The sequence below is a fragment of the Streptomyces sp. CA-251247 genome (genome assembly GCF_050952975.1).
GTDB lineage: Bacteria > Actinomycetota > Actinomycetes > Streptomycetales > Streptomycetaceae > Streptomyces > Streptomyces achmelvichensis.
The window spans coordinates 2,913,188-2,930,605 of sequence record NZ_CP191861.1 but is presented as its reverse complement, the minus strand read 5'-3'; the positions used below and the strand labels follow the sequence as shown (position 1 = coordinate 2,930,605).

Sequence of the window (17,418 nt, the reverse complement as noted above, 5' to 3'; positions counted from 1 at the left end):
CGCCGCCTGCCGTGCCGGGCCATGATGTCCGCCATGGCCACCCTTCTCCTTGCGCTCGCGATCATCTTCAACGGTTTGTACGCGGGCTTCATGCTGACGTTCCAGACGGCGATCATGCCGTCGCTCGCCAAGCTGACCGATGATCAATTCCTGCCCGTCATGCGCCGCATCAACGAAGTCGTGCCGCGCCCGCTGTTCCTGCTGACGTTCGCCGGGATCATCGTTTTCCCGGCTCTCGCCCTCGCGATCTCCGTGGACGACCGCACCGACACCCAGCAGTGGCTGCTCGTCGCCGGTCTGGCCTGTGCGGTGATCAACCACCTGATCACCATCATCGGCAACATCCCACTGAACAACGCGCTCGCCGCGTCCGAGAAGGCCACACCCACGGCTCCGGCCGCCGAGGTCCGTGCGGCCTTCGAACCGCGCTGGAACCAGCTGCACATCATCCGCACGCTGTTCACCATCGCCGCGTTCGCGCTGATGGTCAGCGCCGCGCTGTAGTGACGGTGAACAGCCCCACCGCCTCCCGTCGGCTGGCGACCCCGGTACAGCCGGCCGCGGCTGCCCACTCCTCCGCCAGTTCGACGGACGGCACTTCATCACCCACAGCGTGCCGTCCCGATTGGGCAGCACGTTGGCGATGAACGCCAGCTGAGGATGGCGGGTCTGCGTCGTGTAGACCAGGACACCACCGGGAGCGAGCAGTCCGCGCAGCCGCTGGACGGACGCGGCGATCACGGCGTCGTCCAGCAGTAGTTCGTAGAGCCCGGACACGACGATCACATCCGGGGCGGGGTCGCAGGGGAGGGGATCGAGCGCGTTGCCGTGGACGTACGAGATGCCCTCCAGACCTCGCTCCCGCGCCCGTTCCTCGCCCTGGGCCAGACCGGCGCGATCGAGGTCGCGGCACTCCACCCGCAGCGATCCGTCCGGCCCGTCCCCGTGCTCCTCGACCAGATCCTGGAGACAGCGGCCGGGTCCGGACGCCACATCCAGAACGAAGACATCGCCGCCGCGCTCCGCGATCTCCTTGCGCAGCACGTCCTTGAGCAGCTCACGCCGCGCCCGGATGGCCCGCCAGCCCACGGCGTTCAGATACACGCGGTCGATGATCCGACCGACTCCCAGGGCACCGTGCGCCGTGTCGACGTATACGTAGTCGAGCATCTGCCCGCTGTCGAAGCCGTGCCGGTATCCGATCCTCACGCCCTCACTGAGCCGCCCGACGCTCCCCAGCAGCAGTCGCATGGCTGCCCATTGCGCGTCTTTCAGCCGGTTCGTCATGACGCTCAGCATCGGGGTCCGGGCGAGCAGGTGATATCCGCGCCCCTACTCGATGTGGCTCTGAGTACGCCGAGGCGCATGCCCGTACGGTGACGCCGATTGAGTACACCGCTGGAGCCGGCACCTGGCGTGCTTCAGTATGCCGACGCGTACCCGTCGCCGACACGTTCCGGTGGTCCGTCGACGTGTGTCCGCCACCGACGTATCCACCGGATGTCGGCTTCAGGACACCGGGATGTCGGAAGCGAAGGGCAGGTTCCGGAAAGCCACTCCCGCCCCTATCGCGCTCGCGAAGCGTGACGCGCCCGACGAAGAAGGACGGCCGAGAGCGTGGCCATGCCCGAGACCCTCATCCCGCCAGAGACCCCGACCCCGACCCCGACCCCGTTCGAGCCCCCGGCCGCGTCCTCGTCCGCGACGCCCGTTGAGGTCGAACCCGACCGTCAGGCCGCGCCCGACCCTCGGAGCGGAGCAGGATCCACCGCCGCCGACACCCCTGCCCCGGACGGGACGGAGCGTCTTGCCCCGGACGTTACGCAGGTGCTTGTGCCGGCGCCGCCAACGCGGCATGGCCGACCGCTCGAACGCCTCCGGCGGCTCCCCGTGCGGCAGATCATCTGCCTCGTTCCGTTCGCCCTCGTTGCCGCCTGGGCCGTCAGCAACTGGTCTCTGGTTGCCTCCGGAGTCAGCCGGCTCGGCGGCGCCCATATCGGCTGGCTGGTCATGGGCGGCGTCGTCACCGGGCTGTGCTGGGTGGCGGCCTCGTGCGTCCGGCAGGGAACCATCGTCGAGCGGCTGCCCACCGGCAAGCTTCTGGCCTCCCAGTTCGCGGCCGGCGCCGCGAACCATCTCCTCCCCGCGGGGCTCGGCGCGCACGTCGTCACTCTGCGTTTTCTGCGCGGCTGCGGCATTCCGCTGGACCGTTCGACGGCCGCCCTCGCCCTCTACTCGCTGGTCGAGGCGATCGCCAGGGTCGGGCTGCTGGTGACGCTCGTGCTGGCGTTCCCGGGCGCGCTGCGGCTGGACGAACTCGTGCCGCCGGGGCGGGCCGTCTTCACCGTGGTCCTCGTCGCGGTCGTCCTGATCGCGGCGGTGACCGTCGTGCTGCTCGTGGCCCGGCGGCTGCGTCGGATCGTCTTCGACTTCCTGCGCACCGCCCTCACCGACGTGCGGGCGCTCCACAAGAAGCCCTCGCGGACGCTGGCCCTGTGGGGCGGCGCGGTGGCCTTCCCCCTGCTCCAGGCCGGTGTTCTGGTCTGCGTCGCGCTCGCCCTCGGGGTCTCCGTCCCCTGGTACCACATCGTCGTGGCCTACCTGGCGGCGAGCATCGCGGCCGGCATGATCCCCGCGCCGGGAGGCATCGGCTCCGTCGAACCCGCGCTGGCCGTCGCGCTGGTCATGGTCGGAGCTCCGCTGGTGGTGGCGACCGCGACGGTTCTCGGATTCCGCCTTCTCACCGTGTGGCTGCCGCTCCTGCCAGGGGTGGCGGTACTGGCGGCGCTGGTCCGGTGGCGGATTCTGTAGGGCGCACGAACCACATCAATCACATGAATCGCATCAACCGCATGAACTGCACGACCCGCACGAACCGCATGAACCTCGCCTTGCCCTTGATCGCACTCACCGACCAGACTCGCCGCGACAGCACGGCGGATGGCGGATGGCCGATGGCCGACGACAACCGCGGACCGCGGACCGGCGACCCTACGAGGTGGGCACACGGTGACGACAGGCAGGCGAGGCGTTCTCGGAGTGGTCGGTTCGGCGACGGACGGCGTCGAATCGCTGCGTACGGGCCTGGTGGAGCCGGCCCTGGCCCTGGGCTGGCAGGTTGCCGTCACGCTGACCCCGACAGCCGCCCGCTGGCTCCGGGCGGGCGGCGAACTGCCGCTCCTGGAAGCCGCGACAGGCCTTCCCGTACGCGACACGCCTCGGTTGCCCGACGAGCGCCGGCCGCACCCCACAGCCGACTGCTACGTCGTCGCCCCGGCGAGCGCGAACTACGTCGCGAAGCTCGCCACCGGCATCGCCGACAACCAGGCCCTCACCCAGGTCGGTGAGGCGATCGGGACGCGCGGCGTCCCGGTGATCGTGTTCCCCCGCATCAACGCCGCTCACGCCCGGCACCCGGCGTGGACGCGCCACATCGAGACCCTGCGCTCGGGAGACGTACGACTGATCCAGGGCCCCGACGTCTGGCCGCTGCACGAGCCTCGGCAGGAGCCGGAAGGGCTCATGGTGCCGTGGCAGGCGATCCTTGCAGCGGTCGAGGAGGGGACGGCGTCCGGCCGACGCCCGCTGTGAGGCGTCCCCCCCCGGGCCTCCCTGCCTCCTCGCCTCCCGCCTCCGGTCACGGGGCCTGTCACGTACCCAGCCGCCAGACCGGTCACGGCACCAGAGGACGGACCTCCTCGGCCACGAACCGTACGAAGCCTTCGGGGTCCGGTTCGTCGGGCGTGGGCTGGAGGACCACCGTGTCGGCACCGGCGGCCGCCAACCGCTCGACGAACTGGGCGATCGTGCCCGCGTCTCCGGCCACACCGAGTTCCGTCGAGCCCCCGTTCCCGTCCGCGAGTTCGGCCTTCAGACGTTCGGCGGCGCCGGGCCCCGTCGCGGTGTGCAGATAGACGACGATCTTGTGCGGTCCGGTGCGCCCCGCGGCCTCGCGGCCCTCGTCGATGAGCCGACGGGCGTTGCGAACGGCGTCGGGCGACATGCTGGCGTCGAGGATCGTTCCGTCGGCTGCCTCACCGGTCAGCCGCAGTGAGCGCGGCCCGACCGCCCCTGCAAGTACGGGGAGTGCGGCGGCCGGTGGCCAGTCGAGCGCAACGCCGTCGAGCTTCACATAGCGACCGTCGGTCGTGACCCGCTCGCCCCGCAAGAGCGCCCGCAGCGCTTCGAGATACTCGCGCAACAGCGTGACCGGCGACTCGGCTCGCGCACCGACCTGCCCCATCCAGTCCTGTACGCCGTGTCCTACGCCCAGGACGACGCGCTCGGGGAACAGCCGGTCGAGGGTGGCGGCTTCCATGGCCGTCAGCGCGACGTTCCGCAACGGCACCGGCAGCAGTCCGACCCCGACCCGCAACCGCTCGGTCCAGGCGAGCGCGGCGGATGCGGTGGCGATCCCGCTCTCCAGGAAGCAGTCCTCCCAGAGCCACAGCTCCTCGAGCCCCGCCTCGTCCGCCGCACGCGCGATACCGCGCAGCCGCTCGGGAGGTAGCTGGGGACGGAAAACAGCACCGAGAGCAGTCATGAGGCTCTTCCTACCCGTCTGCAGCACGTGCAACGACAACAATGTGGGGGGCCCGGCCCGCGGTGCATCGGCGGGAGCAGGTCATCGGCCGGGAGCCTCGGGAGGTGCTCCGGCACGGCTCCGCGCGCTCGGCGGCCCCACCGCCGTGTTTCACCCCACCCCGGATGCGGACAAGACTCCCCAGTAGGCCGACAGGGCCTGCTTCGTGTCCGCCAGTGCGAAGCGCGCGCCGAGCTGCCCGTCCGGGCGGACGATGAAGCCCGTTGGGCCGTCGGGACGGTAGAGGCGGGCGAACTCCCCAGCGGCGTCGCGGTACTGCGGGACCGTCAGTGGAGTGTCGGCAGGTTCGGCCTCGCGGTCGAGGACGGCGATCGTCTCCCATCCGCTCCGGGCACCCGGGCCGCCGGAGGCGTCGGTCCTCCGCGTCACCCCGGCGGCCTCGGCCGCCTCCGCCAGGTCTGCGGTGTCGGACGCGTACAGGATCAGCACATGCTCCGTCCGGCCGCGCAGGATGTCGAGAAGGCGCAGCGGGTAGACGGCGATCCGGCCGGTCAAGCCCGCACAGTCCGGGGCCCGGTCGCCGGGCTGAGGCGCGTCGATGGGTCCGTACGGGGGGCCGGCGAGCGGGCCGTCCCGGTAGCCGACGAGCAGTTGGGCTTCGCGGAGCATCAGCATCCGCGGGTCGTCGGGGTCGGTCTCCATTCCTTGGGTGGCGTGGCGGACCGTCCGGCCGACGACTTCCTCGCCGATGGGGCGGCGTTCGGCGTCGTAGGTGGTGAGCAGTTCGGGCCGGGCCTCCCCGCTGACGACCAGGGCGATCTTCCAGGCCAGGTTGCAGGCGTCCTGGATGCCGGTGTTCATGCCCTGGGCGCCGGTGGGCGGGTGGATGTGGGCGGCATCGCCCGCGACGAACACCCGGCCCTCGCCGTAGCGGTCGACGATCCGGTGACTGATGCGGAAGACGGAGGACCAGCGCATGTCGGAGACGGCGGCCGGCTTGGGGGAGAGGCGGTCGACGACGGCCTGGATGTGGGACAGCTCCGGGGCGCGCCCGCCCTCCATGCCGTGCGCGACGCCGTCGCCCGCTGATGCTGCGTCCGTGCCCTGGGTGGAGAGTTCGGGCGGTACCAGCATCGACATGCGGTAGCGACCGGCGCCGGGCAGCGGGATACAGACCAGCAGGTCGTCGGTGGTGCCGTCGTCGGCGCGGTGCATGGACCGTATGCCGTATCCCTGCGGGAAGTCCCAGTCGGCCACGACGTCGGCCAGCATGTATTCCTCGGCGAAGGCTCCGCCCTCGAAGCTGAGCCCCAGTCCCTTGCGGACGGTGCTGTGCGCGCCGTCGCACCCGATCAGGTAGCGGGCCCGTACTTCCTCGGCAGCACCGGAGGCGGTGGTCAGCTGCGCGGTGACCCCGTCCCCGTCCTGGGCGAACGACAGCAGCTCGGTGCCGCGTTCGATGGAGGTGCCCAGGCCGGCGACGTACTCCTCCAGAAGGCGTTCCGTCTCGTACTGCGGCAGTGCGGCGAATCCGTAAGGCACTTCGGGCGGCAGCACGAGGTCGATCCGCGCCTGCTCCTCGCCGTTGCCGTAGATCAGCTGACCACGCATCGGAGTGGCGGCCTCCAGCATGGCGCGGGCCAGGCCCATCCGGTCCCAGATCTCCAGGGTGCGCGGCTGGATGCCGACCGCCTTTGCGTAGGGGAGACGGGCCGGCAACCGGTCGACGAGACGGCAGTGCAGCCCGCTGCGGCGGAGTTCGGCGGCGGCGCTCAACCCGACCGGGCCTGCGCCGACGATCAGTACGTCGGTGTCGTGAGTGTGCGCCACGGGCGTCTCCCAGTGCCTGGCCCCGAGCCTGTCCCGAATTCCATGGTCACCCGGCCGGGCTTGAGCGGCGATCCGGGCGGTACGGGCTTACGGAGAGCTGGGATCGGTGGCGGTACGGGCGCACCGCGCTACAGGGGCCGCGCCTACCGAGAGAGGTGCTCCTGCGGGCCGGCATCCACCGAGAGAGGCGATCCGGAGGGCGCCCACGCCCACCGCGATCCGCGTCCCCCGCGCGGCCCCGGTCCGACGCCACGGGGGCTGGGCGGACAGCTGCCGGTCGCTGCGCCCCGGCACGGACCGGCCCTTCCTGTGCGGCCAGTTGGACCACCCGCACTGCGCCGTGGAGCGGATTCGGCGCCCGTGACCGCAGCATCTCCCCGCACTGCCGGCCGTGCGCGCAAAAGGGCCCCTGACCAGCAAAAAGGCCCTCCCAAAGGGAGGGCCTGCGAGCGCGCCCCCGGCAGGACTCGAACCTGCGGCCAAGCGCTTAGAAGGCGCCTGCTCTATCCACTGAGCTACGGGGGCCGAATGGTGGCCGCGGCTACCGGAGCCCGGGGATCCGTGACCTTGCCGGGGACAAGGATAGGGCTCCGATCGCCTTGTCCCGGTTGCTTCACCTGCGTGGCACGATGTGGAGGTTCAGTGAAGCGAACCGATAATCGCAGGCAGGTGCGATTCCTGCATCGCTTTTTCCGCCTCTCGTCGCTGGTGTTGTGCACTCGTTATGCCTGCGCCCCACTCGTCCCGTGTGTCCCATGTGTCCGACCGGCGCGCAGACATGCTCATACGCTTCAAAAAGCCACCAAAATTAGGCATTCTTCGCATGTGGTGACCTTGGATGCACGGCCTCAGCTGATCGACGCACTTACCGCCCTCCGCGACCGTGTCGCCGCCGTGCGTCTTCCCCTTCCTCTGCCCGGTGCACCGCGTGCCCGGCAGACGCGAACGGAATTGCTCGCGCAGCTCGACGACTATTTGGTGCCCCGCCTGAAGGACCCCGAAGCACCGCTCCTCGCGGTCGTCGGGGGTTCCACCGGATCCGGTAAGTCCACCCTCGTCAACTCCCTTGTGGGGCGGCGCGTGAGCGAGGCCGGGGTACTCCGGCCCACCACCCGTACACCCGTACTCGTCTGCCACCCCGACGACCACCACTGGTTCGCCGAGATGCGGGTGCTGCCCCAGCTCACCCGCGTATGGCTGCCCCACCAGGACGAGACCGACGAGGAGGAGGCCGGGAGCGGCCGGGACGCGGGCGAGGCGAATGCGCTGCGGATCGAGAAGGCCTCGACCCTGCCCCGCGGACTCGCCCTCCTCGACGCGCCCGACATCGACTCGCTCGTCGTGGAGAACCGGCTGCTCGCCGCCCAGTTGATCTGCGCCGCCGACGTGTGGGTGATGGTCACGACCGCCTCCCGGTACGCGGACGCCGTGCCCTGGCATCTGCTGCGGACCGCCAAGGAGTACGACGCCACGCTGATCACCGTGCTCGACCGGGTGCCGCACCAGGTGATCGCGGACGTGTCGCGGCAGTACGCGGCCCTGCTGACCAAGGCCGGGCTCGGCGACGTGCCCCGGTTCACCATCCCCGAGCTGCCCGAGTCGGCCGGTGGTGGCAGCGGTCTGCTGCCCACCACCGCGGTGGCTCCGCTGTTCGCCTGGCTCGCCCACCGGGTGCAGGACCCGGCCGCCCGGCAGCAGGCGCTCGGCCGCACGGCGACGGGGGTGATCGATTCGCTCAAGGCGCGCATGCCGGAGCTGGCCGCGGCCGTCGCCGGGCAGTACGCGACCGTCGTACGGCTTACCGGCGTGGTCGAGGAGGCCTACGAGAAGGAGCGCGAGCGGGTGGCGCGGCAGGTGCGGGCCGGCGCGGTGCTCGCCGGTGACGCGCGCACGCGCTGGCGGGGCTTCCCCCGGGACAGCACGGCCGGTGAGCTGCTGGATTCCCTGGTCGGAAGCCTGTGCGCGCTGGTGCAGTGTGCCGTCGCCGCGGCCGACGAGCACGTCCAGGAGGCGTGGCGGCGTGAGCCGGGCGCCGCGGCCGTCGTGTTCCGGGGGCGGATGGACCTGGAGGCGGCGGAGCGGATCGGGATGGCGGTGCGCCGCTGGCGGCGGGAGCTGGAGGAGCTCGCCGAGGAGGAGGTGCGGAGCATGGAACTGAGCACCACGCCCGACTCCGAGACCCTGGCCGCACTGGTCGCGGCCGTCCTGCTCGGCGGCCGGCGGGCTCGCGGCGCCGGGGAGCAGCTCGCCGAGCGGATCGGCGCGCAGGGCGCGCTGCGGCTGCGCGACAAGGGCGGCGAGCTGATGAATACCTACCTCGACGGCGTACTCAACAGCGAACGCGACCGCCGCCTCGCACCCCTCGACGCGCTCGAAGTGACGCCCGAACCGCAGGCCGAACTGATCGCCGCGCTGTCCCTACTGCAGAAGGTGAGGTGATGGCGTTGACCGCCATCACGGGCGACGAGAACGAGACCGATGACCGTGCGCAGGAGACCGATGAACGTGCGCACGAGCACGATGACCGTGTGCACGGTCCCGCCGAGCCCCTGGACGGAGCCGACGGACAGCAGCCGGCCGAAGGGAGCTGGGACGACGGCCTGATCGCCCGGCGGGCCAAGGGGGCGGAGGAGCCGGAGCTGTTCGGGGAGGACCCCGGCGAGGAGCATGTGGAGATCGGCGGGGCGTACGGCGGCCCGTTGAGGGCCCGTCTGGACGCCCTGCGCGAGCTGGTCGGCCTGTCCCGCACCCGTCTGGAGGGCAGCACCCTCGCGGAGGCCGGGCGCGTCCTCGACGAAGCCTCGGCCCGGCAGCGGCTGTCCGCGCGTCACACCGTCGTGGCGATCGCCGGCGCCACCGGCAGCGGAAAATCGACGCTCTTCAACGCCCTGGCGCAGGTGCCTCTGTCCGAGACCGGGCTGCGCAGGCCCACCACCGCGGCGCCGATCGCGTGCAGCTGGTCGGAAGGTGCCGCGGGGCTGCTCGACCGGCTCGCCATCCCGCCGCGGCTGCGGCGCAGGCCGCTCGCGGGCGGCGACGAGGAGCTGTCCGGTCTGGTGCTGGTCGATCTGCCCGACCACGACTCGGCGGTGATCAAACACCGTGAGCAGGTGGACCGGGTGCTGGCCCTCGTGGACGCGGTGATCTGGGTCGTCGACCCGGAGAAATACGCGGACGCCGCACTGCACGAGAGGTATCTGCGGCCGCTCGCGGGCCATGCGGAGATCACGTTCGTCGTGCTCAACCAGGTGGACCGGCTGCCGGGCGAAGCGGCCGACCAGGTGCTCGACGATCTGCGACGGCTCCTCGACGAGGACGGCATGGCCCTCGGCGAACACGGTGAGCCGGGCGCGACGGTCCTGCCGCTGTCGGCGCTCACCGGACAGGGCGTCGACGAACTGCGGGACATGCTCGGGACGTTCGTGCAGGAGCGCAGCGCCGCGGCCCGCCGGCTCTCCGCCGACGTCGACGCGGCGGCCGGGAAGCTGCGTTCGGTGTACGTCGCCGCCGGGCGCACCGGTCTGAACGAGCGGGCCCGCGAGGACTTCGCGGCACGCCTCGCGGAGGCGGTGGGAGCGAAGGCGGCGGGTGAGGCGGCGGAGCGCGAGTGGCGCAGACACGCGGGCCGGGCGTGCGGTACGCCCTGGCTGCGGCTGTGGCGCTGGTACGAGCGTTCGCGTACGCCGGGGGGCGGCGCGCCACAGGCCACGACACCGGTGGAGGAGGAGCTCACGGCGCGTCAGCGGGTCGAGCAGGCGGTGCGTACGGTCGCCGACGAGGCGGCCGCCGGGCTGCCGGTGCCCTGGGCGCAGGCGGTGCGTGAGGCGGCTGTCCGCGGGGCGGACGGGCTGCCGGAGGCGCTGGACGAACTGGCGGCGCGTGAGGCGGTGACGACGAGCAAGAAGCCCCTGCGGCCGGCGTGGTGGCCCGCCGCGGTACTGGCGCAGGCGTCGATGACGCTCCTTCAGGTCTATGGCGGGTTGTGGCTGGTGGGCCAGATCATCGGCATCTTCGAGCCCGGCCTGATCGTTCCCGCGCTGCTGATGGTGGCGGGGATCGTGGGCGGGCCGCTGGTGGAGTGGGCGTGCACGGCGGCGGTGCGGGGGCCGGCGCGGCGGTACGGGCAGGACGCGCAGCGCCGGCTGCATGAGGCGGCGGCCGGGTGCGGGCGGGCGAAGGTGCTGGATCCGATCGCCGGCGAGCTGATGCGGTACCGGGAGGTGCGGGAGCAGTACTCCGCGGTGTCCGGCAGGGCGGGGATGGCCGGACACGCGGGCGGCTCGCGGCCGGGCACGGGGCTCGGGGGCGGGCGCGGCTCCGGGGTGACGGGGTTTTCCACAGCGGGGCGCTAGTCCACAGGGCGCAGCGGGATTCTCCGGGCCGGTTCAGCATGGAAACCGGTCGGCAAAGGCCGACCGTGAACCGGACGGGGAGGTGGTCGCCGTGAACGACACGACGGTGACGGTGGTGGGCAATGTCGCCACGAATGTGGACTACCGGGAAACGGCCTCGGGCGGTGTGGCGCGATTTCGTATCGCGGTCACACCGCGGCGCTGGGACCGGCAGAGCGCGAGTTGGACGGACGGATACACCAGCTTCTACACGGTTATCGCCTGGCGCACTCTCGCCATAAATCTGGCCGGTTCCGTTTCTGTCGGTGACCCGCTTCTCGTCCATGGCCGGTTGCGGGTCCGCGAGGAGGATCGGGACGGTTACCGGACGGCCGATCCCGGCGGTTCGCGGAACGGGCAACGCGAGGGGCAGCGCAGGACATTCGTGGACATCGAGGCGGTGGCCGTCGGCCATGACCTGACGCGGGGGACGTCGGCATTCCGGCGTGTGGTGAAAGCGGCACCGAAAGTGACGGAGCCGGTGCGGGTGAGGCCGGTGCAGCACGAGGCTCATCCGGTGGGCGTGCCGCGGCCGGAGCCGTCGGGCCCACCGCGGGCGGAGGTGGCGGAGGGGTTGCAGCCGCAGGTCGCAGCGGCTCTGTCCTGACGGTGGGGACCCGGGCCTCGGTCATGCGTGCGGATGCTCTGACCGCCAGTACCCGCGTCCTGACCGGGAGTTGTGGAGATTTGTCGATTCGGGAACGAAGGGTGGTGAGGGTTGGGCAGTCGGCGATAACGATTGCGAGTCGGAATGGTTGTCTGACGGTATGACGGGGACCTGCGGTGCGCGGCCTCCCTAGGATTTCCCAGTACTCACGGGGCACTTGAGCATGCTGGCGAGGCACTCCCCCCACGTGTCACACGCGAATTAGGCCTCGCCCGGAGGGGAATTCTGTGTTCGGCACGTTCTCTGCGTCGGTCGCCCGCGGGCGGGGCGCAGTCCGCCGTCTCACCGCCGCGGTCGTGATGTCGGGGCTCATCACCGCAGGATCCATGACAGGCGCGGGTACCGCCGTCGCAGACGACGATGTGCAGCACCAGGGCGGCGCCGTCGCCACTCTCGACGGACTGAAGACATTCGACACCGCCGTACTCCGGGCGAACGGCGAGAGCCATGAAATACCCGCCGGTGTCTTCGAGATGACCGTGGACGGCGGCGGCCGCCTCAAGACCTATTGCATCGACATACACAACCCGACTCAGGACCAGGCGAAGTACCTGGAGACCCCCTGGAGCCAGACCTCGCTGGCGACCAACAGGAACGCGGGCAAGATCCGCTGGATCCTTCAGCACTCCTACCCGCAGGTGGACGACCTGGCGGCGCTGGCCGCGTCGGCCGGTACCGGTCCGCTCAGCCAGAAGACCGCCGCCGCCGGCACGCAGGTGGCCATCTGGCGCTACTCCGACAACGCCGACGTCGACGCCCTCGACCCGGCAGCGGAGAAACTCGCCGACTGGCTCCAGGCCAAGGCGCGCGATGTCGCCGAGCCGAAGGCCTCGCTCAGCCTCGAACCGAGCGCCGTCTCCGGCAAGGCAGGCGGCCGTCTCGGGCCCGTCACCGTGCGCACGGACGCGGCCCAGGTCACCCTGACTCCGCCGGTGGACGCCGCGGCCAGCGGCATCAGGATCACGGACGCGGCCGGAAAGCCGGTCACGTCCGCCGTGAACGGCGCGAAGGTCTTCTTCGACGTGCCGGCGGGCGCCGTGGACGGCTCGGCGACGCTCAGCGCGCAGGCGACGACCTCGGTGCCGGTGGGCCGGGCGTTCGCCGGCGCGACCAGGAGCCAGACGCAGATCCTCGCCGGGTCCAGCGAGTCCACGGTCACGGCGAACGCGGCGGCGACCTGGGCCACGGCGGGGGCGATCCCGGCGCTCTCGGCCAAGAAGAACTGCGCACAGGGCGGCGTCGACATCACGGCGGCCAACAAGGGTGACGCCCCGTTCACCTTCGAGCTGGCCGGCTTCAGCCACACGATCGCGGCAGGGGAGTCGCGGACGGTCACCATCCCGGTCGCCGAGGACCAGGCGTACGACTTCACCATCACCGGGCCGGGCGGCTTCAGCAAGAACTTCAGGGGCGTCCTGGACTGCAAGATCAAGGGAGCCTCGACGCCGGAGACCCAGACCCTGGGCTCCCAGCCCAGCCCGGCCGCCGCGGGCGGCGTCTCGGCCGGACTGGAGGGCGACCTCGCCGCGACCGGCGGATCGAGTGCCACTCCGATGATCGCGGGCATCGCGGTCGTGCTCGTGGTGATCGGCGGCGGCGCGATCTTCTTCCTCCGCAAGAAGAAGGTCCCCACCGAGGAGTGACAACGCTCCGGGGCCGGGGGTGCAGGTCCGGCACCCCTGAGCCCTGCGTCACCGGGACGTCGGGGCGCCGGGGCGCTGGGAGATTTGCCCTCCCGTATCCCCAGGGATCCCACCCGGAGTGGACAGGCGTGTGCGCACGGTGAGGCAGGTGGTGCCAGGGGGTCGTGTGCTGCCCCGCGTGGTGGGCGTCCCGGAGGCAGGCGGGAGAGGGGGTCGGCAGGTGCCGTCACCTACCCGTTTTCGCCCAGGGGTGGCGGTACGGCAAGATGGGGTGTATCTCTGCCCACCCACTTCTTGCCGGACGGTTTCTCTTGGCTGAGTACATCTACACGATGCGCAAGACGCGCAAGGCGCACGGCGACAAGGTCATCCTCGATGACGTGACGCTGAGCTTCCTGCCCGGTGCGAAGATCGGTGTGGTCGGCCCCAACGGCGCCGGTAAGTCCACCGTGCTGAAGATCATGGCCGGTCTGGAGCAGCCGTCCAACGGCGACGCGTTCCTCTCGCCCGGGTACACCGTCGGCATGCTCCTCCAGGAGCCCCCGCTCGACGAGTCCAAGACCGTGCTGGAGAACGTCCAGGACGGCGCCGCCGAGACCATGGGCAAGCTGAAGCGCTTCAACGAGGTCGCCGAGCTGATGGCGACCGACTACTCCGAAGCGCTGATGGAGGAGATGGGCAAGCTCCAGGAAGACCTGGACCACGCCAACGCCTGGGACCTCGACGCCCAGCTGGAGCAGGCCATGGACGCGCTGGGCTGCCCGCCCGGTGACTGGCCCGTCACCAACCTCTCCGGTGGTGAGAAGCGTCGCGTGGCCCTGTGCAAGCTGCTGCTCGAGGCTCCGGACCTGCTCCTCCTCGACGAGCCCACCAACCACCTGGACGCCGAGTCCGTGCAGTGGCTGGAGCAGCACCTCGCCAAGTACCCCGGCACCGTCGTCGCCGTGACCCACGACCGGTACTTCCTGGACAACGTCGCGGGCTGGATCCTGGAGCTCGACCGCGGCCGCGCGATCGGCTACGAGGGCAACTACTCGACGTACCTCGAGACCAAGCAGACCCGTCTGAAGGTCGAGGGCCAGAAGGACGCCAAGCGCGCCAAGCGGCTCAAGGAAGAGCTCGAGTGGGTCCGCTCCAACGCGAAGGGGCGGCAGGCCAAGTCCAAGGCCCGCCTGGCGCGTTACGAGGAGATGGCGGCCGAGGCCGACAAGATGCGGAAGCTGGACTTCGAGGAGATCCAGATCCCACCGGGCCCGCGTCTGGGCAGCGTCGTGGTCGAGGTCGCGAACCTCTCCAAGGGCTTCGGCGACAAGCTCCTCATCGACGACCTGAGCTTCACGCTGCCGCGCAACGGCATCGTCGGCGTCATCGGTCCGAACGGTGCGGGCAAGACCACGCTGTTCAAGATGATCCAGGGCCTGGAGACCCCCGACGCCGGCGAGATCAAGGTCGGCGAGACCGTCAAGATCTCCTACGTCGACCAGACCCGCGGCAACATCGACCCGAAGAAGACCCTGTGGGCGGTGGTCTCCGACGAGCTCGACTACATCAACGTCGGCCACGTCGAGATGCCGTCCCGCGCCTATGTCTCCGCCTTCGGGTTCAAGGGCCCGGACCAGCAGAAGCCGGCGGGTGTCCTCTCCGGCGGTGAGCGCAACCGGCTGAACCTCGCGCTCACCCTCAAGCAGGGCGGCAACCTCCTGCTCCTCGACGAGCCCACCAACGACCTCGACGTCGAGACGCTCTCCTCGCTGGAGAACGCCCTGCTCGAGTTCCCCGGTGCGGCTGTGGTCGTCTCCCACGACCGGTGGTTCCTGGACCGGGTCGCGACGCACATCCTCGCCTACGAGGGTGAGTCCAAGTGGTTCTGGTTCGAGGGCAACTTCGAGTCGTACGAGAAGAACAAGGTCGAGCGCCTCGGCGCGGACGCGGCCCGGCCGCACCGTGCCACCTACAAGAAGCTCACCCGGGGCTGAGGTTCACGATGGCCCGGCACATCTACAGCTGCCCCCTCCGCTGGTCGGACATGGACGCCTTCGGGCACGTCAACAACGTCGTCTTCCTCCGGTATCTGGAAGAGGCGCGTATCGACTTCATGTTCCGGCTGGCGCCGGGGGACGGCTCGCCGTCGTTCTCCGGCGGTTCGGTCGTGGCACGGCACGAGATCGACTACGTACGGCCGCTCGTCCATCGGCACGAGCCGGTGGTCGTCGAGTCGTGGGTGACGAAGATCAGCGCTGCTTCGCTCACCATCGCGTACGAGGTCAAGGACGCCGAGGGCGCCTCGCAGGTGTATGTGCGGGCCTCGACCATCGTGGTGCCGTACAACCTGGAGGCCGAGCGGCCGCGGCGGATCACCGCGGAGGAGAAGTCCTACCTCCAGAAGTATCTGGACGGTGCCGACGACAACGCGGCGGACGGCGCCGACGAGGATGCTCTCGCGGCATGACGGTACCCGTGCAGAGTCTGCACCTGGCCGATGCGAGGGAGGCGGAGGATCTCTCCGCCTTCCTCGCCCGGCTGATCCACTACGACCGTGCCGCGGCCGTCAGGCTCCAGGCCGGCGGCGCCGACGGACCGCTGTCCAGCCTCGCGGTCTTCGGCCGCCCGCCGTCCTTCGAGGTGCTGGCGGTCCGCGCTGCCCGCCTCGGTGAGCCCGTCGAGCTGGATGTCACCGTCTCCGCCGGTGAGTTGCTGGAAAGTCTCAGCAGCGAGAGGTTCACCGTGCCCGCGCCCGTCACCGGGCCCCCGTGGACCGGTGTGCTGCCGCCGCGCGGCGGCTGGCGCGAGCTGCCCGGCCTGCCGCCGGTGGCCGAGATGCGTGCCGCGGTCACCGCCGCGATCGCCGAGTTCCGCGCCCGCGACGAGCAACTGCCCGCCCAGCACCGCACCCGCACCGAGCGGGACAGGATCGGCCGGGACATCTGGTCGCGGACCGTCGCCGACACCCCGCTGCCCCTGCGCGCGGTGCATGCGGCCCATTCGCTCGGATTTCTGCGCCCGTCCGTCCCGGTGGCGCTGCTGTCCACGGGGGCGTGGCTCAGACTGCGTACCCCCTTCGGGTCGATCGCCGTACGGACGAACGGTCTCGGCGGCCTGAGCGTCATCCCCACGAGAACCGGTTAACGTTCACGCAAGTGGGCAGGGGCGCCGCATGATGCATCGTGTAGCGCGATGCGCAACGCGCACAGCAGCACGGGGGTTCGACGGATGACCGAGAAGGCCAGCGCCGTACAGTCGGTGGACCGTGCCGTGAGCGTGCTCGAGAGCCTTGCCCGGCACGGTGAAGCGGGTGTCACGGAGATCGCCGACGAGCTGGGTGTGCACAAATCCACCGCCTTCCGGCTGCTCGGGGCGCTGGAGAACCGAGGGCTGGTCACACAGTCCAAGGAGCGCGGCAAGTACTGCCTGGGCGCCGGCATGCTCCGGCTCGCGGGAGCGGCGGCCGTACGGCTCGACATCTCGCAGGAGGGCACACCGCTGTGCCGTGAACTCGCCGACGAGGTGGGCGAGACCGTCAACATCGCGATCCTCGACGACGACGCGGCCGTCAATGTCGCCCAGGCCCGGGGTGCGGCCTCCGTGACGACGTACAACTGGCTCGGCCGCCGTACTCCGCTGCATGCCACTTCCAGCGGGAAGGTGCTGCTCGCGCATGCCCCGACGGCGGTACGGGAGCGACTGTTCGCCGCCGGTCTGGAGCGGTACACCGAGCGCACGGTCACCTCGCCCGCCGATCTCGACAGCCAGCTGGCCGAGGCGGCCGAGCAGGGGTTCGCCATCGCCGCCGAGGAGTTGGAGATCGGCCTGAACGCGGTGGCGGCGCCTGTCCACACCCACGACGGAACCGTCATCGGTGCGATCAGTGCGTCCGGGCCTGCCTACCGGCTCGGCGAGGCGCTGTTGCCGAAGCTGGCCAAGCGCACGATGGCGGTCGCGGAGGAGCTTTCCCGCCGGATGGGATACGGCGGCTGAGTTCCGGCGGCTGCATTCCGGCCACCGCCGGCCCGTCTCGCCGGCCCCACCCGCCTCACGGCTCCCAGCGCCCCGGCCCCGCATGCCCCACGGGCCCGGCCACCCTGGCTTGCATCGTCTGTGCTGGCCACCCCACAGGCACCACCACTCCCGCCCGTCCCACGGCATTCCGTGCCGCCCCACCCTCTTGCGGCGCTTCTCCCTGCTGACCGAGCCGACCACGACGCCCCGTCGCGCCCCGGGCACCACCCGTCACACCGGCCATGGGGCGCCGCGGCCTGTGTTACATCGGTGTTCCCTGCCCGTGGGCCCTTGACGGTGGCCCCCACGCGTTCCCACTATGTCTCTCATCGCGCAACCCGTCGTGCA

Annotated in this window: 13 protein-coding genes, 1 tRNA gene and 1 pseudogene; 11 read left to right on the top strand and 4 right to left on the bottom strand. The window is 70.9% G+C overall.

Features of this window, described 5'->3' with window-relative positions; genetic code table 11:
• Positions 1-33 precede the first annotated feature (33 nt).
• Positions 34-504 carry a DUF1772 domain-containing protein gene (locus ACQPWZ_RS12795; protein ID WP_433571377.1) on the top strand — a complete coding sequence of 157 codons (471 nt, stop codon included), beginning with the start codon at positions 34-36 and terminating at the stop codon, positions 502-504.
• 147 nt (positions 505-651) lie between these two features.
• Here the strand turns inward: ACQPWZ_RS12795 and ACQPWZ_RS12790 are convergent.
• Positions 652-1,251 (bottom strand): annotated as a pseudogene (locus tag ACQPWZ_RS12790) (class I SAM-dependent methyltransferase family protein); the annotation flags it as partial.
• A gap of 639 nt (positions 1,252-1,890) precedes the next feature.
• Between ACQPWZ_RS12790 and ACQPWZ_RS12785 the strand changes: the two are divergent.
• A complete protein-coding gene (locus ACQPWZ_RS12785; protein ID WP_433571376.1) occupies positions 1,891-2,811 on the top strand; it encodes a lysylphosphatidylglycerol synthase transmembrane domain-containing protein in 921 nt (306 codons plus the stop codon).
• Positions 2,812-3,009: 198 nt separating this feature from the next.
• Complete coding sequence (locus ACQPWZ_RS12780) at positions 3,010-3,591, top strand: flavoprotein (protein ID WP_433571375.1); 582 nt, start codon at positions 3,010-3,012, stop codon at positions 3,589-3,591.
• Positions 3,592-3,673: 82 nt separating this feature from the next.
• On the opposite strand, the gene ACQPWZ_RS12775 is transcribed toward ACQPWZ_RS12780, so the two are convergent.
• From ACQPWZ_RS12775 to ACQPWZ_RS12765, 3 genes are all read right to left on the bottom strand, one after another.
• Positions 3,674-4,543, bottom strand: coding sequence for an LLM class flavin-dependent oxidoreductase (locus tag ACQPWZ_RS12775; RefSeq protein WP_356701876.1), 870 nt, complete (start codon positions 4,541-4,543; stop codon positions 3,674-3,676).
• Positions 4,544-4,693: 150 nt separating this feature from the next.
• Complete coding sequence (locus ACQPWZ_RS12770) at positions 4,694-6,373, bottom strand: FAD-dependent monooxygenase (RefSeq protein ID WP_433571374.1); 1,680 nt, start codon at positions 6,371-6,373, stop codon at positions 4,694-4,696.
• Positions 6,374-6,825: 452 nt separating this feature from the next.
• Positions 6,826-6,898: transfer RNA gene (locus ACQPWZ_RS12765), tRNA-Arg, on the bottom strand.
• 309 nt (positions 6,899-7,207) lie between these two features.
• Here ACQPWZ_RS12765 and ACQPWZ_RS12760 point away from each other — a divergent pair.
• The 8 genes from ACQPWZ_RS12760 to ACQPWZ_RS12725 all read left to right on the top strand — a co-directional run bounded on the left by ACQPWZ_RS12760 (position 7,208) and on the right by ACQPWZ_RS12725 (position 17,049).
• Positions 7,208-8,812: a dynamin family protein gene (locus ACQPWZ_RS12760; protein WP_433571373.1), complete on the top strand. Its 1,605-nt coding sequence runs from the start codon at positions 7,208-7,210 to the stop codon at positions 8,810-8,812.
• The gene (locus tag ACQPWZ_RS12755; protein ID WP_433571372.1) at positions 8,812-10,725 is read left to right on the top strand and encodes a GTP-binding protein; all 1,914 of its coding nucleotides are present in this window, start codon (positions 8,812-8,814) and stop codon (positions 10,723-10,725) included. The genes ACQPWZ_RS12760 and ACQPWZ_RS12755 overlap by 1 nt, the downstream gene beginning before the upstream one ends.
• 91 nt (positions 10,726-10,816) lie before the next feature.
• Complete coding sequence (locus tag ACQPWZ_RS12750) at positions 10,817-11,371, top strand: single-stranded DNA-binding protein (RefSeq protein ID WP_340473159.1); 555 nt, start codon at positions 10,817-10,819, stop codon at positions 11,369-11,371.
• Between the two features lie 386 nt (positions 11,372-11,757).
• Positions 11,758-13,074, top strand: a complete 1,317-nt coding sequence (locus ACQPWZ_RS12745; protein WP_433571371.1) for an LAETG motif-containing sortase-dependent surface protein — start codon at positions 11,758-11,760, stop codon at positions 13,072-13,074.
• Positions 13,075-13,385: 311 nt separating this feature from the next.
• Positions 13,386-15,050, top strand: coding sequence for an energy-dependent translational throttle protein EttA (ettA, locus tag ACQPWZ_RS12740; RefSeq protein WP_313946262.1), 1,665 nt, complete (start codon positions 13,386-13,388; stop codon positions 15,048-15,050).
• A gap of 8 nt (positions 15,051-15,058) precedes the next feature.
• A complete protein-coding gene (locus ACQPWZ_RS12735; RefSeq protein WP_340473158.1) occupies positions 15,059-15,523 on the top strand; it encodes an acyl-CoA thioesterase in 465 nt (154 codons plus the stop codon).
• The gene (locus tag ACQPWZ_RS12730) at positions 15,520-16,200 is read left to right on the top strand and encodes a hypothetical protein (RefSeq protein ID WP_340473157.1); all 681 of its coding nucleotides are present in this window, start codon (positions 15,520-15,522) and stop codon (positions 16,198-16,200) included. The genes ACQPWZ_RS12735 and ACQPWZ_RS12730 overlap by 4 nt, the downstream gene beginning before the upstream one ends.
• An 84-nt stretch (positions 16,201-16,284) precedes the next feature.
• Positions 16,285-17,049, top strand: coding sequence for an IclR family transcriptional regulator (locus tag ACQPWZ_RS12725; RefSeq protein ID WP_405569770.1), 765 nt, complete (start codon positions 16,285-16,287; stop codon positions 17,047-17,049).
• Positions 17,050-17,418: the final 369 nt, after the last annotated feature.